Origin of the sequence: Alkalihalobacillus trypoxylicola, assembly GCF_001590785.1 — a bacterium.
GTDB lineage: Bacteria > Bacillota > Bacilli > Bacillales > Bacillaceae_D > Alkalihalobacillus > Alkalihalobacillus trypoxylicola.
Genome location: NZ_LTAO01000018.1, coordinates 24,595 through 40,984 on the forward strand (window position 1 = coordinate 24,595; position 16,390 = coordinate 40,984).

At 35.8% G+C, this 16,390-nt stretch carries 13 protein-coding genes; all 13 read right to left on the minus strand.

The annotated features are described in order from the left end of the window. Window positions 1-111: 111 nt before the first annotated feature. Window positions 112-2,865 carry a phosphoenolpyruvate carboxylase gene (ppc, locus tag AZF04_RS12055; protein ID WP_061948941.1) on the minus strand — a complete coding sequence of 918 codons (2,754 nt, stop codon included), beginning with the start codon at window positions 2,863-2,865 and terminating at the stop codon, window positions 112-114. Between the two features lie 236 nt (window positions 2,866-3,101). Continuing rightward, window positions 3,102-3,761: a TetR/AcrR family transcriptional regulator gene (locus tag AZF04_RS12060; RefSeq protein WP_061948942.1), complete on the minus strand. Its 660-nt coding sequence runs from the start codon at window positions 3,759-3,761 to the stop codon at window positions 3,102-3,104. Window positions 3,762-4,719: 958 nt separating this feature from the next. Further along, window positions 4,720-5,583 (minus strand): fumarylacetoacetate hydrolase family protein, encoded by an 864-nt coding sequence (locus AZF04_RS12065; RefSeq protein ID WP_061948943.1) that lies wholly within the window; start codon window positions 5,581-5,583, stop codon window positions 4,720-4,722. A 74-nt stretch (window positions 5,584-5,657) separates the two neighbouring features. Beyond that, entirely contained in the window at window positions 5,658-6,830 is a 1,173-nt protein-coding gene (locus AZF04_RS12070; protein ID WP_061948944.1) for an amidase, read from the minus strand. Between the two features lie 14 nt (window positions 6,831-6,844). Further along, window positions 6,845-8,455: a PucR family transcriptional regulator ligand-binding domain-containing protein gene (locus tag AZF04_RS12075; protein WP_161485266.1), complete on the minus strand. Its 1,611-nt coding sequence runs from the start codon at window positions 8,453-8,455 to the stop codon at window positions 6,845-6,847. A gap of 398 nt (window positions 8,456-8,853) precedes the next feature. Continuing rightward, on the minus strand, window positions 8,854-10,110 hold the full coding sequence (locus AZF04_RS12080) for an amidohydrolase family protein (RefSeq protein WP_235599982.1): 1,257 nt from the start codon (window positions 10,108-10,110) through the stop codon (window positions 8,854-8,856). Window positions 10,111-10,150: 40 nt separating this feature from the next. Further along, on the minus strand, window positions 10,151-10,777 hold the full coding sequence (locus AZF04_RS12085; RefSeq protein ID WP_235599983.1) for a cysteine hydrolase family protein: 627 nt from the start codon (window positions 10,775-10,777) through the stop codon (window positions 10,151-10,153). 24 nt (window positions 10,778-10,801) lie between these two features. Continuing rightward, window positions 10,802-11,854, minus strand: coding sequence for an ABC transporter substrate-binding protein (locus AZF04_RS12090; RefSeq protein WP_061948947.1), 1,053 nt, complete (start codon window positions 11,852-11,854; stop codon window positions 10,802-10,804). A gap of 18 nt (window positions 11,855-11,872) precedes the next feature. Next, window positions 11,873-12,667 (minus strand): ABC transporter ATP-binding protein, encoded by a 795-nt coding sequence (locus AZF04_RS12095; RefSeq protein ID WP_061948948.1) that lies wholly within the window; start codon window positions 12,665-12,667, stop codon window positions 11,873-11,875. After that, window positions 12,668-13,492, minus strand: a complete 825-nt coding sequence (locus tag AZF04_RS12100) for an ABC transporter permease (protein ID WP_061948949.1) — start codon at window positions 13,490-13,492, stop codon at window positions 12,668-12,670. 16 nt (window positions 13,493-13,508) lie between these two features. Further along, entirely contained in the window at window positions 13,509-14,510 is a 1,002-nt protein-coding gene (locus tag AZF04_RS12105) for an amidohydrolase family protein (RefSeq protein WP_061948950.1), read from the minus strand. Next, window positions 14,503-15,555, minus strand: a complete 1,053-nt coding sequence (locus AZF04_RS12110; protein WP_061948951.1) for a ring-opening amidohydrolase — start codon at window positions 15,553-15,555, stop codon at window positions 14,503-14,505. Before AZF04_RS12110 ends, AZF04_RS12105 begins: the two co-directional genes overlap by 8 nt. Window positions 15,556-16,165: 610 nt before the next feature. Further along, window positions 16,166-16,390: efflux RND transporter permease subunit (locus AZF04_RS12115; RefSeq protein WP_153017255.1), on the minus strand; the 225-nt coding region annotated here is incomplete at its 5' end.

Consider the following 16,390-nt stretch of genomic DNA (forward strand, 5'->3'; position numbering starts at 1 on the left):
TTTTGGTTCTCTTTTGTAAAATTATCACATGCGACAAAAGCTGTCAATCTATCTAATAAAAATAAGAACCGCGATGGAATAGTTAAACATTCATCACGGCTCTTACTATTATCAACCTGTATTGACTAAACCTGCAGCCACTCCACTTATTGTAAGTAAAACCTCTGTCATTAATTCTTCTCCTGGATTTTCTTCCTGTCGTAGTTTTTGAATTAAATCCACCTGTAAGAAATTAAGAGGATCTACATACGGATTTCTTCTTCGAACAGATTCTCTAATATTAGGCATATGATCAAGCAATTCCTGATTCCCTGAGATTTTCAACAATAACTCTTTCGTCGTTTCGTACTCATTGCTAATATCAGAGAAAATTCGTTTCGCTATTTCTTGATCTTTCACTAAATGTAAATACTCCTTAGCTGTTGGTAAATCAGCCTTCATTAAGGCCATCTGTAAATTATTAATAGTCGAATGGAAAAACGGCCATTTTTGGTACATTTGTTGAAGTAATTCTAAATTCTTAGCATCTTTTTCAACAAATGCCTTAAAACCAGACCCTGCAGCATACCAAGCTGGAATCATTTGTCTGGACTGCGTCCATGCAAATACCCAAGGTATCGCTCTTAAATCTTCAAATTTTTGACTGTTTTTTCGACTAGTTGGCCTAGAACCAATATTTAATTTACCTAGTTCCTTTAATGGGGTAGCTTGATTAAAATAAGTTAGGAAATCTTCGTCTTCAAATACTAAAGATTGGTACTTACGTAAAGAAACTTTTGAGATTTCCTCCATTGCTTCTTCCCATTCGGTCTCACGAAAATGCCCATGCTCGGTTTTTTTAGATACGGTCGCTGTTGCTTCTAATAGTGCAGAAGCAGCCTGCTCTAAATTTCGGAAGGCAATATCTTCGAATAAGTAACGAGACGATAGCACTTCACCCTGCTCTGTAATTTTAACCCCATCACCTAAAGTTTCCATTGGCTGAGAAAGGATACTTCGATTTAAAGGACCACCACCTCTTCCTAACGAGCCACCTCTTCCGTGGAAGAATTTTAAGCGAATGTTGTAGTCACGAGCCATTTCATGGATTTCCTGCTGAGCTTTAAACAGCTTCCAGTTAGCCGTTAATGTTCCGCCATCCTTACTTCCATCAGAGTAACCAAGCATGATTTCTTGATGATCTCCTTTTTCTTGAAGGTGATGACGATATAAATCCAATTCAAATAAAGTTTTCATAATATGTGGTCCTGCAACCAAATCATCGATCGTTTCTAAAAGCGGCGCGACATGCAATCCACTTTCCACAGTACCATCTGCATGTAATCGATAAATTCCAGCCTCTTTAGCTAAAACAAGAACCTCTAACAAATCACTAGCTGATTGAGTCATACTTACTAAGTAAACCTCAATCGAGCGAGAGCCAAATTCTAAATGAGCTTGACGAATAAGCTTAAAAACCTTAAGGACTTTTTGCGTTTGTTCAGAGTAATCCCCTTCAAATAACGAAAGTGGTCTTGGTTCAGACAACACACTTTTTAGAACTTCCATTTTTTCAGATTCATCTAAAGAAGCATAGTTGTCACACACTTTCACTACCTTTAATAGTTCAGCAACTGCATGTTCATGCTCACTACTATGATTTCGAATATCTAAGGTTGCTAAATGGAACCCAAATAACTCAACCTGACGTATTAATTTACGAATTGATTTTAAGCGATTATTAGAAGGCTGATGCTCTTCAGCATATTTTTTTATCATGACTAAATCTTCTAATAAATCCTCTGACTTTTGATATCCTAAAGAGGATTGACCAACTTCACGAATTCTTTTTAAAATGACAGCAAACTTTCGACGGTATATTTCGCCTTTTACTGCCCATGCCTCTTGCTCATTTAAGTAAGTTCCTTCTTGTTCCTCAACATGATGGTGGAAGGAATCATTAATGGCCACTCTAGAGCTTGATTGACTAAATCGCTTCATTAAGTCAATAATGGCTTCTTCATATTTTTTCAATACTAAATCTCTTTGAAGCTTTAATGTTTCCCAGGTCACTTCTGGTGTAACAAAAGGATTTCCATCTCGGTCTCCACCGATCCATGAACCAAAATGTAAAAAGTTAGGAACGTCTAATTGATGCTCTGGGAAGTACTCCTTTAATTCCTGCTCAAGATTTTGGTGTACGTCAGGAATAATATTAAAAAGGGTTTCATCAAAATAATAAAGTCCATTTCTAACTTCATCTAATACATTAGGCTTTCGATAACGCAACTCATCCGTTTGCCAAAGTGTAGTCACTTCATTAAATAAATCTTCCTCTAACAATTCTCGTTCTTTTTTTGATACCAATGGAGAATCTAATTGATATAGTATTTTCGATATTCTCTTTTGTATTTCTAATACGGTTCTTTTCGTTGCTTCTGTAGGATGAGCCGTAATAATAAGTTCAATTGATAAATTGGATAGCACATCTTTAATTTCTTCCTTATTCATCTCCAAATCCTTTAAGGAAGAGACTGCTTTCTCTAAAGAAAAAGCCTGTAGTTTCGCACCATCTTGAAGCTGATATTGTTTTCTTCGTCGGATACGATGATTTTGCTCAGCGATATTTACTAGGTGAAAATAAATTGAGAAGGCACGAATAACCTGTTGCCTTGTTGGTGATTCTAAACTATTAATCTCTTCTTTTAATTTGCTATAAACACTATGGTCATAGTTTTGCCTTAAGCTTTTGGTCATTTCACGTATGGATTCAACTTTATTAAAAAGCTCAATGCCCCCCTGATGAACAAGAATTTCACCAAGCATATTTCCTAATTTTTTTACGTCGTTTCTCAATGAAGCATTATTATCAGTAAGATCAATCATTTCATTACCTCCATTACCTTCACTCCACACCCCTGTAAATATCATTGAAAAAGTCCTAAAATTTAAAAAATAAATACTAGCCGTTTAACTGACTAAAATAAAAGGATGTTTTTGCCCTTTTCTTTGACTTTTGTGGAATTTTCAAATAATTCTTTCTCTCTATTAGACCATTATAATAGAAAAAGGGCAATAACTCAAAGCACAGATACTAATCCAATTTTAACCTTCATTATTTTTTATTTATATAACCCGTGTAAAATAATATCCATAAATGATTCCACGATTTCGTTTGTATCATCTGAGAAAGGCTCTATTTTTAATACATATGTACTAATAGTAAACCCTAACAAGCAATACATAAATATACTAGAGGCAGCTTTTACATTAATATCTCTGAAATAATCCTTTTCTATTTTGTCTTCTAAAAAATGAGCTATGCTATTTTTCAAAGGATCTGATATGTGTTCTAAAATCGCTTCTCTTACCTCTTCGTGATTAATAAATTCCTTTAATAAAATATTCATCTCAATCTTGTTATCTTGAACTAAATTAATCCGGTCTGTCATCTGCACTTTTATAATCTCTTCTGGTAATAAATACTTTTCGTTATTAATGTTACTCTTTTTCGAAAGTTCAGCTATTGTTGGTGCGAGTAACTGATACAATAAGTTATTTTTCGATTTAAAATTTCTAAATAAAGTAATCTCTGCAACACCTGCTGCTTTAGCAATATCAATAGTTGAGCTTTTTTCAAACCCATGTGTAGAGAAGAGTTCTGTAGCAGCATTGATAATTTTCTTTTGACTTTTCGTAAATTGTTTTTCAAAATCGATACCATTTTTAAATTTTGATACTTGATTCATTAATACTTTTTTATCATCTAATTCCTCTTTCATATCTTCACCTACTTAAATAATAAAATATTCACACTTATAAAAGGGACTTATGTACTAATAATTATATACAAATAATCTGTATATAGGTATATTAAAGCATATTTTATGAAAATATTGTACTAAATATTAAGTTTAATCTATTAAATCCCTATTCATTTACTCTTTATTATTCCTTTTTTTGTTAAAAATTATGTCTAATCACATCTATTTAATCATTTTCTCTTTAAATTAATTTTTAATCGATTGAACCCATTTCATCATTCACATCTTTTAATGAAAACGGAGGGATTAGGTTTTGATTTTCACTTTAGGTAGATGCTTTCCTAAGGGCTTGTCTTCAGCTAACTCTGACTATGCAGAGCTTCGCCAGAGTGGATTTTCAGACTGCGCTGTTCCTTTGGGAGTCACTACCTACCGTTTCAATCAACGAGTAAATTCGCAAACATTTCACTACATCTTTATAATAAAATCGAGCGGTTAGGTTTTGATTTCCACTTGAGGTAGATGCTTTCCCAAGGGCTTGTCTTCAGCTAACTCTGACTACGCAGAGCTACGTCAGAGTGGATCTTCAAACGGCGCTCATCCTTTGGGAGTCACTACCTACCGTTATAATCAACAAGTTAATTTACAAACATTTTTCTTTTAATAAAAAAACCGAACGATTAGGTGTTTGATTTTCTCTTTAGGTAGATGCTTTCCCAAGGGCTTGTCTTCAGCTAACTCTGACTATGCAGAGCTTCGTCAGAGTGGATCTTCAAACGGCGCTTATCCTTCGGGAGTCTCACTACCTACCGTTATAATCTACGAGTGATTTCGCAAACATTCAAGACATATTTCAAAACAAATCCATTTCTATAACCGTCTATTATTTATCGGCTCATTTATAAAATAAAAAAGCCTGTCGAATGCCTTAAATAAGACATAAACGACAAGCTAAATACGGTATATGACAACTCTACTATAAACTTACAGATTCAACCCTAACTTTATTAATTAATACTGGAAAGTTGTTAATTTGACAGCTCACTTCATCTCCATCATTAATTTCAACAGATCCTGGTGTACCCGTTAATAAAATATCTCCAGCCTTTAAAGTAAGAGACTGTGATAGAAAAGAAACAATGAAATAAGGAGAATACCGCATATTTGTAACATTATTTTTCGCAATCTCTTCGCCATTTTTAACTGTTTTTACTTCAAGCTGTTCTAGATTATTGATTTCAGAAGCCGACAAAAAAGTGGGTCCTATACTTAAAAAGGTATCAAAACCTTTTGCTCGTGTTAAATATCTAGGATTCTCTCTATGAATAGCAGCCTCCGTCATATCAAGAGAAGTCGTGTAACCAGCGATTTTATTAGGCGCTTCAGCAACTGAGACATTTTTACAATCCTCTTTAATAATAATCGCTAACTCAGCTTCCGCGGTTGTTTCCTTTGAAAATGAAGGAATGATAATATATGCGCCTTGTCCGACAATACTTGTAGAGGGCTTCATAAAACTTACTGGTTCGATATAATCTTGATGCTTACCTAAGTTATTTTCATAGTTCATTCCAATACCAATTATTTTCCCTGGACTTCGAAAGAGGGGGGCTGAAATAGCTTGGTCAAATCCTACCTTTTCCATTACCTTCAACTCATTCTCATGTTGTTGATACCACTCCAGTACACTTTCATACAATCCTTCTTTCAAAATACTTTCAAAGGAAAGGGGCCATTGAACATGAAAATGTTGGTTAATAATTGAAAGTGGTATATATCCTGAATCGAAGTAAAAAGCCGACTCTTCTTTTCCATTTAACTTAATGGTTGATAATTTCATAGAATCACTCTTTCAAAATTTTAGATTTAGAATAAACAGATATCCAATTATTCGGATATAGACTTTAAGAAAAACTAGCTATTATTTATAACTGGTGAAAGTTTTTTTGCAAAGGATAATAATGATTGATCTTGGCCGTTTTTGGCCAAAAAGGATACTCCTTGTGCTAAACCATCTGGATAGCTATTAGGAATAGAAACTTGTGGTAGCTGAGCAATTCCACTTAAGCTCGTTAACATAATCGATTTGACTCGAATATCCTCTTCACTTCCTTTCAAACGTGGCGCTACTGACGGGGTCGTAGCCATCATTAACAACTGATCTTCATGAAGCAATTCTTCTATTTGCTGCTTTAATAGAGCAAGCTCATCCTCTGCCTTTTCCTTTTCACTAAGGGTTATGGTAGAGCTCCATTTAAACCGTGCCTCCACTTCTTTTCCAAACTTTGGTTGATAAGTTTCGATCCATTTACCGTGATTATTCCAAATTTGATAACCTTGTATCATTCTGAATGTTGAAAGAGCTGATTTTAGAGAAAATGGAAGATTAATTTTCCTCACTTCATAGCCTTTCCCTGTTAATTCAGAAATCCATTGCTGATAGATTGGTTGAAATTTTGCATCATAAACCTCTTCAAGCTCTGAAGCGATTAAAACCGTTTTAAATGACTTTTCATGTATTTGAGGCGTTTTTGGTAATAATACCTCCCCAACTTCATACAAAAGATGTGGATTTTTCGAGAACCAGCCAACCGTATCAAATCTGTCAGCTAAAGGAATCACTCCATCAAGTGGAATCACTCCATGAGTTGGTCTAAAACCGTAAATACCACAGTAACTAGCAGGCACTCGAACCGACCCTGCCGTATCGGTACCGATAGCAAAATCAACCAAATCCGCCGATACCGCCACCGCTGATCCACTTGATGAGCCACCTGGAATATGAAGGTGATGAAGAGGATTTACGGGTGTTCCATAATGTTCATTCTCTCCATTTAAACCAAACATAAGCTCATCAGTATGAGTAAAGCCCTTTAATTCAGCTCCATTTAATAATAGCTTTTCTATTATTTGTGACGTGTTTTCCGCAACAATCCCTCGCTTTTCCCAATCAGGATTACCAGCTGAGCTAATGTGATCCTTGAATGCGATAACGTCCTTTACAGCGAAAGTATATCCATTCAATGTACCTTCAACATTTTCATATTTAGTATTCCAACGTTTTTTCCACACCTTATAAGAGTCCATATATTTTCCTCCTTCTATCCTTTTCCACTTTTTAACCGTTCTAACTTTAATGCAATTTGTAATTCTAATAGGTTTTCAGGGTTTTTTAAATCTAAATCTAATAGCTCTGCTATTTTTGCCAACCGATAAACAATCGTATTATAGTGAGTATACATTTTCTTCGCTGTTAATTTTACATTCTGATTGGCTTGAAAATAGACTTCTAGTGTTTTTAAATAATCGATGCTATTAATAGACGCATCTCTTAATGGCTGTAAAAACTGATCGATATATTGAGCGACCTCTTCGTTTTCTGGCAAAAGGTAAAGCAGTCGGTAAATATGCATATTTTCATATTTGTGAAGAGTTTCAGTAACTTGATATTTGTTCATAATGTGATACACACGACTCGCTTCCTTAAAGCTTTTTGAAATTTCTAACAATACCGAAACTGGACTTCCCACATATATTCTATGAGATTCATTCACCTTTTTACTGTTATGAAATTTCGTCACTCTTTGATCGATCAAAACCATCTGTTCCTTTAATTTTTCACAGTTATCAGCTGCTAATAATAACGTGAGCTTCCCCTTAAATGTCGTACCAATCATTAAAAAATCTCTTTCAGATGGAAAGCTCTTCAAATACTGATAAATATCATTATTTGAGCTAACTTGATCAATCATCAGTACTTGATAAAAGTTATGCTCTAGCGACAGGTCAAAGGCAGTTAGCCTTAAATGGATATCCGATTCAGTTAAGGCTTCTCCCATAAATAAATCACTCAAAAATTGCTCCATATACTTTTGCTCAATTTTCTTTTTAGCCGACAAATGGGTTAATTCCATACTTAATAAATCACTTATTTTTTCAATGGTTAAGCAATCTATTTCGGTTAATTGGTAGTTCGTCTCAAGACAAGCAATAAACGAAATATGTCTCTTAGAATACTCATTTAATAGTGGGGTTGAAAAGCAATAAATGTCTTCTGAATCTAATGAAATTTTTGATAGGCCAATTCCTGTTTTTCTTTCAATTTGACTTACTAATTGATATAAATCGTCTTTATCTATTATTTTTTCTAATAATGGGGCAATAATATTTCCCTCTAAATCATAAATAATAATCGGATTACCCATTCTATGTTCAAATTGGTGGATAACCTCTTCTATAGATTGACCCTTCGCCAACTCCTGACTAACAAATTGGACTCGGTCATATAAAGTCATAATATGCTCTGACTCTTTAAAGAAAATTTCTTCCATCGCAACACGGACAATGTCAGAAAAAGTTGTGTCTGGAGGTATTTCAACAACAGGAAAACCAACCTCTTCTGCATTCTTTAGAAGGCTTTCAGGTATTTCCCTTAGAAATCTTCTAACCTTAATTCCAATACCCGCTATATTTCTTTCTTGTAATTGAGGAATCATGTCTGCGAACGCTTCAGGATTATCCTGAAATGGGTAGCCATTCGTTACTATGAATTCTCCAGGTCTTACCCAATTTAATATATCAGGTCCACCGATGATATTTATTCTTGAAATGACTCGATTCGTATTCCGATGAGCGGCTTTTACTACTGAACCACTCATAGGCTCAAGCTGTAATAATCCTTCAATGGTTAACCCACGCTTAGCTGAGTCCATATCCATTCCCCCTTACTTTCATAAAATTGGATATGCTTATCATTTTAGCTGAAGCGCCAGTGATGTCTATCATTTTATTTTAAGGTAGAATTATTCTACTTCTTCAATTATAGTTTCACCCTTGATAAATAGGTCTTTTCGGTTCAGATAAGAGGCCATAGCACGTTCCATGTTTAAAGCTTTTACAAAATCATTAGAATTTTTTAATTTTGGAAAAAGCTCATTTTTTGTAATAAATAGAGTAGCTTTCCTTCAGCTGTTCAGCAAGACGACTACATTTTTCTCATACATCACCATTAAAAGAATCTTTTAAATGGATTCCGTGCTTTTTTTTGTTTCTTTTCAATTACTTTAACGAATAACACATTCGTCCACACCTGCTTCATGCTAAAATCCTTCTATCTAACGCTCCCTACTCCTATATCTAGCTTGTTCATTTTAGTTACCGTTGTACTAGCGACCAATTCTCCTTTTCTATAAACGGCTTCACACAGTGCTTTAGAAAGAATAATCTGTGTATAGTCTGTCGTATCAAACATGGCTAAATCAGCATCGTGACCTAGCTTTAATCCGTATTGATTAAAGCCTAATGCATTTGCCGCCTTATAAGTAATCATATCCAATAGCTGCTTCATTTCTACATCATTATAAAAATAATGAACCTGTGCAAGTAAAGCACCTGCATCTATAGGATTACCTTCGCCATAAGGAGTAAAAGCATTTTGAATATTGTTGCTTCCATAAATAACATTTACACCCTCTTCTAACAAAAGTTTAACAGGTGTCACACCTCTTCTAACAGCCTGCTCATCCTTTCTTCCATTCAAATAAAAGTCGGTTAACGGTAAGGCAATAACCGTTATACCAGACTTGGCTATTTCGACTGCAATGGCTCTTGCTTTTTTTTGTTCGATAGAGGCAAGCGAGGTTAAATGCCCAACTGACACTCTCCCCTGCATTTTATACTTATTCGTCCATTTAATCACATCTAAAATAGCCAGTTCCTCTGGATTATCAGAAAAATCTGTATGCAAATCAATATCTGCATTGTATTTTTTGGCGAGCTGAAAGGTAAAGTTTAAGTGCTCATGTAAATTTCGGTCATTATAAGTAATACCACCCACTACATCAGCACCCTGCTCCATAGCAGTTTCCATCAAAAGCTCCATATTTTCATGGAAAAATATTCCCTCCTGTGGAAATGCGACGATTTGCAAATCGATTAGATGTTTGATTTCTTCTTTCACCTCTACTATCGTTTCTAGAGCGCGTAATTCCATAAACGGGTCTATTTCAACTTGTGCGCGCATTTTAGTTACACCATAGCGAAGAGATTTTTCAAGAACTTTAAAACATCGACTTTTTATTTCCTCTTTAGACAAGGTTTCTTTTAATTTAGCCGTTTCTTCTATGGCTTTTTTTAAGCTTGTAATATCCTTAGGAAGTTCATGTAACATAAAGGCTTTTTCCAAATGTATATGACTTTCGACTAAGCTTGGAAGTATGATTTTATTTTTTACATCTAGTTGTTTTTTTGATAGAGGGGGACTCTCTTTGTGAGGACGCAGATAACAGATTTCACCATTTTTAATCCCTATATTCATAGGAGCTACAAAATCAGGATTTCCTACATTTAAAAATAATTGATCAAGCACCTATTTTCACTCCTTTTAAAAGTAAAGAGAATACGCTTCTTCACTTAACGTATGATACGCTTTTAATCCATTCCTCACTTTTCATCACTAGACCAAAATGTCTTTCAAAATTTCGTAAACTAGCTAAATAGGCATCTTCATAGGCTGTTGCTGTTGCATCTTCTATAAGTGCTACATGATAATCTAGGTCATGTGCAGCTCTTGCCGTAGCTTCCACACATACATTAGTATTCACTCCAGTAAATATTAAACTTTCAATTCCCTTTTCTGTTAAATAATTTTGTAATTGAGAATTAGTAAAGCCGTTATAACGATGCTTCTGAATGATACATTCACTCTGTAAAGGCTTGAGGCGTTCAATCAACTGAACGCCCCATGTATTTCTTCGACAGCTATTAGGATGATTGAATGCTTCTCTTCTTTTTTTCCAAGCCTTTTGACCATCATTATTTTGATCATGAACCATTGTCAAATAGATAACCGGGATTTCTTGTATTCTGGCTGTTTTTAGTAACTTTTGTATAACAGAGATAATGGGTTCAAACGAACGGACATTGAAGCCCCCTTGACTAAAGGCTCCTCCCTCCTCTATAAAATCGTTTTGCATATCAACGATGACTAAAGCTTGCTTACTCGCTTGTATGAGCTTCTTTAAACCATTATTCAATAGTGAAAACCTACCCTTCATTCCTTATTCATCTAGTAAAAATTCATTTGTATAATAATCGGCTAAATCATACCTTTCAGAAATGAGTAGACTCTCTTCCAATATGTCTAAGGTTGTTTCCATTTTCTCTTCTGACATCCAACCGAATGGAACACCATCAAACAATGCTATCTCTTCTAATCTTTCAATTTGTGAGAGAGTTGTTTCTATATCCGTCGCGTCAGGAAATAATTCTACTGAAATCTCGGCTGCTTCCTCTGGATTTTCAAAAGTATAAGCAAACCCCTTATCCAAAGCGGCTAAAAACCGTTTGACTGTATTAGGATTCTCTTCAAGAAAATCTTCATTACTAATAACCGTTAAACTGGCTAAATCAAATCCATAATCAGCCATATATAAAGGAGTTAGCTCAAGACCTAATTCTTTCTCAAAGATCGGATATTCATTAGATGAGAAAATCGCTATAGCATCTACTTCCTTGTTAAAGAATAAAGCATTTCGAGCCGATGTTTCGACCGGGAATGATTGGACCTTACTTTCATCTACACCATTTCCAGCTAAAAAATTGGGAAAAACATTTGCTAAGGAGGAGGATATAGATAAAGATATGCTTTTCCCTTCTAAATCCTTTGGTGTTTCAACAGGATTATCTGGGTAAGACACTATTAAAAAAGGAGAACGACTCATATAGGAGGCAATCATTTTTATAGGCATACCTTCAACTCTTCCTTGAGCTGGCTCAATTGTAGAAGTAATTCCAAATTCCTCATTTCCTTGTGAAACTCCTTGCATGACCTGAGCGGCTCCATTCCCTTCTAGAACCTCAACATTTAAACCGTATTCTTCAAAAAAGCCCTTTTCTTTCGTTATAAATAACGGGGCAAACTCTCCTTTAAACTTCCAATTAAGACGCAGAGTGACATCCGTTTGTTCCGGTGCCCCAATTCCTGTTTCCTGTTCAAATAGATCGGCTTCTTCACTTGTTTGAGCGGTTGTTTCTGATGAATCATCTCCACATGCAGCTAACACTAAACATACACAACTAATCATTATTAAGAAAAATTCATTTCTTTTCATAAGAAACCTCCCTAATTTTTAAACTTCTGCTAGAATTCCCTGCGCTTTAAACACAGAGCGAATTTGTTTTACATACGATGTAAAATCTCCCTCTGTTCTCACATCACCATTCCGAGGTCGACTTAAAGAAATAGGAAACTCCTCTAATATCGTTCCAGGTCTACCTGACATGACTACGACTCTATCTGATAGAAATACGGCTTCTTCAATACTGTGCGTAATAAATACAGTCGTAAATCCATATTTATCAGAGAGCTTGAGTAAATCAGTCATCATCTGTTCTCTTGTTAAGGCGTCCAACGCACCGAAGGGCTCATCCATCAATAATAGCTTCGGCTCTTGAATGAGCGCACGGCAAATTGCAACACGTTGACGCATTCCTCCTGAGAGTTCGTGAGGATATTTATCTTCAAAACCTTTTAATCCAACCGCTTCTAATAAGTCGATAGCCTTCGACCTATTCGTTTGATGATTCCTACGATGAAACCAAGTAATGCCTTTTAATTCAAGCGGGAATAGAACATTTTGAAGAATCGTTTTCCATTCAAGAAGTACATCTCTTTGGAAAACCACTGCCATATCACCTGCTACACCTGAAATAGTGGAACCATTTATTTTTAAGGTCCCGTCAGTCGATTGGTCTAACCCTGCAATGAGTCTCATAATCGTACTTTTCCCACAACCACTCGGTCCGACGATCGATAAAAACTCTCCTGGCTTGATTTTCAGATTAATATTTTGTAATGCCTGTACATTACCTGATTTCGTATAAAACACTTTTTCAATACGCTGTAATTCAATAGAAGTTCCCACTTATTTTCCACCTCCTGCTTTGTTTGCCTGATACCAAGGCATGACAAGACGTTCTAGCAAATAAACAGAGAAGAATAACAGCATTCCCAAAATAGCGAGCATTAGTAAGGTTGTAAAAACCATCACCGTATCTAATCTTGCATTTGCTGTTAATTGCAAGTACCCTAACCCTCTCTCAGAAGCTACAAACTCTCCAACAATCGCTCCTACGACCGCTAGTGTAATCCCTACCTTGAAGCCTGCAAAAAGGTGCGGGAGTGCATTTGGCAATCTAAGGTAATAAAAATTTTTCCACTCAGATATTCCGATAGAGCGACCTAAATCATGCATATCCTTATCGAGTGCCCGAAAGCCATTAACAGAATTAATGACTATCGGAAAGAAAGAAATTAAACATGCTAGCAAGACCTTTGTCGTTAGTCCATAACCGAACCAAATCACTAGAATCGGTGCAATAGAAACCATCGGTATACATTGGATAGCAATTAAAATAGGATAAAAGGAATTCGCTAAATATCGTGAATAGACGATAGCAATGGCTAACGGAATTCCTACCGCAAGGCTAAGTGCAAATCCTAACAGTACTTCTATAACCGTAGTCATAGAGTGACTTATTAGCGTATTGAATTCCGCAACAAACCTCGAGAGAATTTCAAAAGGAGACGGCAAAACATACGCTGGAATATTCATTAAAATGGTTAACAGCTGCCAAAGTAAGATAAGCGCCACTAAGGTGATTACAGACCATAATGAATTAGGGATAGACCATCTTGCGCGTTCCTTTTGCTTTGCTGCTAATACCCTTTGTTCTGTATTTACTTGCATGATTTGTCACTCCTTTTTAAATCAAATTTAAATGTGAAATTTTTGGATGAGGTGCTTCTGCTAACAATTCCGAATTAGTATATAATGGATATTCAAATTGTCCTGATAGCTTTTCTAGTTGTTTCTGAACTCTTTCATTTTCCGGCTTTGCCTCTATCCAGCTTATCAATTGATTAATATCTTCTAATTCATAAAACCTTTGCACATAAGCAAGAAGCTGAGCATATTGAAGCATATTTCCACTTCCTAAAGGATTAAAGTAGTCCCTTAAATTGTCTGATCCTAATTGAATCGTTACACCCGCATTTGCCAAATCCTTGACTCTAGTGAGCTTTCTAGTTGCTATTGCCGTCGGACAAGTTGTAACGGTCATTTCAGATAAAGCTACCTCTTCGATGGTTTTTTGCGCAAGCACTTCATCAACATTTGCTAATGAGCAGCAATGAATAGCGGTTACCTTATCTTTTAATTGACGGTTTGTTACCTCATTCGCTAAATATGGTAAAAGGAAATCATCCTCTCTCCCTGTTTCGTCTGTATGAAATTCAATCCAATCACAATAAGAACTTTCTGCGATTTGAAAGATTTTATCTATATGCTCTTTTCCATTTTTATCGATACTTGTGTGACCACCTATACCATTAACACCAAGCTTTAAAGCCTCTTTTAAAAGTACTTCCGTTTCTGGAAAACGATCAAACCCTTCCTGATTAAAGGCAATAATGTCAATAATGATTTTTTCTTTCCATTGCTCCTTAAGCTCTAACAAAGCCTCTACAGCTCTTAACTCAAATAATGAATCAACATCTACATGAGTTCGAACATACACGGTACCAAACTGATGCATTTTCTCTAAAGCTAATGAAGCCGATTTTTTAATTTCCTCTTTAGTCATATGAATTTTAGCTTCCCTCGTCCATTCTGCTCTTTTCGGTGCAGCTGCATCTTTATATTTATAGGGTGGGATTAAAAATCCTTTATCAAGGTGAGCATGATAGTTAAACCATTTTCTAATCATTCAATTCCCCTCCTAATGAAACAACTGTTGCCACTAAATTGGAACCTTGAGGGCCTTGATGTTCAGAACCAGCGGAGCATAAAATTCTCGTCTCCCCTACATAGCTACCTACTACAGCGTTAGCTACAGCCTTTGCTAATATGCCAGCATGCATAGACAAAGCATCACTATGCATCGTATGTCTTCTCCCACGCACATCTGGCTTAGCATCAGCCCCACAATTAACAAATATCTGAATGATCTGACTTTTCTGTTCATCACTTAATGAAGAGGAATGCTGCAATCCAGAATCATTGATCGCCTGCTTTAAGCCTTCTAAATCTAGTGCATCATTCATCACACCTGCCCCAATATAACAACTACTAGTTGATTTGGAGGAATTCCCCATCACAATTACTCTTACCGCTACCTGTTCCTGACCTGCTGAAACAGACGTTTTCACTGAATATAAGGAATGATCCGTGTTTATACTTTCTTCACTAATTTCCTCTCGATTTACCTCATTCAATGCTACAGCAGCACCTAATGCAGAAGCCGCTTTAGACCGTGCTCCTCCCTCTCCCCAAGGACATTTTATTTCAACACACTTAACATCCTCGAGCTCTATTTCTGCTTCAGAAATTGCTTTTTTTACCGCCTCTGATACTAAATCAATTTGTGCTACTGTTCCTATTTGTTCTGGATTTAAACGAGGAGTGGACGACACTCCAAAGGCAAATCTCTTTTCATTCTCATTCTTATCTACACCCACTTGATCTTCATCACTTATAAACAACGTATAATGCGGTGACATAAGACCACCTGTTTTTCCAATCATCATCATTGGGATTTGTTCAAAAACTTCCTCGTGACTGATGTTCAAATATTCTGAAAGTAATACTTGAAAAGCAAGTGTTGAATATCCTCTTGCATAACCATCCCCCTCCGTTTGAGCGATAATCGCTTTTATATGCTTGGGGTTAATCTTTTTTTCATTTATCATTTTTTTTAATTCACTCAAATCAGCTGGATCATTCATGTCACATCTAACTAATTGATAATTCATTTTTTACACCTCACCTTTATTTCTTGAACTTATCATTTATGATATCACCGCATAAAAGAGATGTAATTGTGATCAAATACTATAAAAGCGTATATATTTTTAGCAAAAATTCATAAAAACCATGATGTTTTGTCATATAATTTCTGATATTGGCTTCATAATCTAACACGAAGGTCTTTTTTGAAACAAAATGAGCATTAATTAGTCATTAACATATTTAAGGACCAACCGGTTAGAAATTCACATACAAAACAACGAACAGGACGAGGGTGGGACAATACTCCCGAATCAATGATTCCACTCATTTTAGGCTTCCGCCTGTTCGCTCTCCCAAGACACTTCGCGTTTATTTGGGTGCTGCCGAATGAACTTTTTTCGACATGGCTACTTCCTCCCACTGGAGTCTCCGTTTCTTGTCTCCGCTAAGTTTAAAAAACCCTCCTTTTTCGAAAAAGGAGGGTTTTTGGTTTGTTATGGATGTTTTCATCCATTACACATTATGTCAAGTTTCGCTAATGTGATGTTTTAAAAGATGTTTTGTCCCGGTCTTATCCTGATTATGTTTCATGATTCTCTATACCATACAGATGTAACCTTGTTATTAAAACGATTAATTCTCGAGTACTTCTTTACGGTTTTTCTTAAATAATTTAGAGAGAAGCTCATACACAATCGGCACAATGACTAAGGTTAATAAAGTCGAGCTTGCAAGACCTCCGATAACCGTAATAGCTAGACCTTTCGATATCAGTCCACCACCACCAGCTCCAATAGCTAGAGGAATTAAGGCTCCCATTGTGGCAATAGCGGTCATCAAAATAGGACGAAGTCTCGT

Bases quoted from the DNA above. Each gene is read 5' to 3' on its own strand.
- ppc (WP_061948941.1), bottom strand. From the start codon at position 2,865: ATGATTGATCTTACTGATAATAATGCTTCATTGAGAAACGACGTAAAA.
- AZF04_RS12060 (WP_061948942.1), bottom strand. From the start codon at position 3,761: ATGAAAGAGGAATTAGATGATAAAAAAGTATTAATGAATCAAGTATCA.
- AZF04_RS12065 (WP_061948943.1), bottom strand. From the start codon at position 5,583: ATGAAATTATCAACCATTAAGTTAAATGGAAAAGAAGAGTCGGCTTTT.
- AZF04_RS12070 (WP_061948944.1), bottom strand. From the start codon at position 6,830: ATGGACTCTTATAAGGTGTGGAAAAAACGTTGGAATACTAAATATGAA.
- AZF04_RS12075 (WP_161485266.1), bottom strand. From the start codon at position 8,455: ATGGACTCAGCTAAGCGTGGGTTAACCATTGAAGGATTATTACAGCTT.
- AZF04_RS12090 (WP_061948947.1), bottom strand. From the start codon at position 11,854: ATGAAAAGAAATGAATTTTTCTTAATAATGATTAGTTGTGTATGTTTA.
- AZF04_RS12100 (WP_061948949.1), bottom strand. From the start codon at position 13,492: ATGCAAGTAAATACAGAACAAAGGGTATTAGCAGCAAAGCAAAAGGAA.
- AZF04_RS12105 (WP_061948950.1), bottom strand. From the start codon at position 14,510: ATGATTAGAAAATGGTTTAACTATCATGCTCACCTTGATAAAGGATTT.
- AZF04_RS12110 (WP_061948951.1), bottom strand. From the start codon at position 15,555: ATGAATTATCAATTAGTTAGATGTGACATGAATGATCCAGCTGATTTG.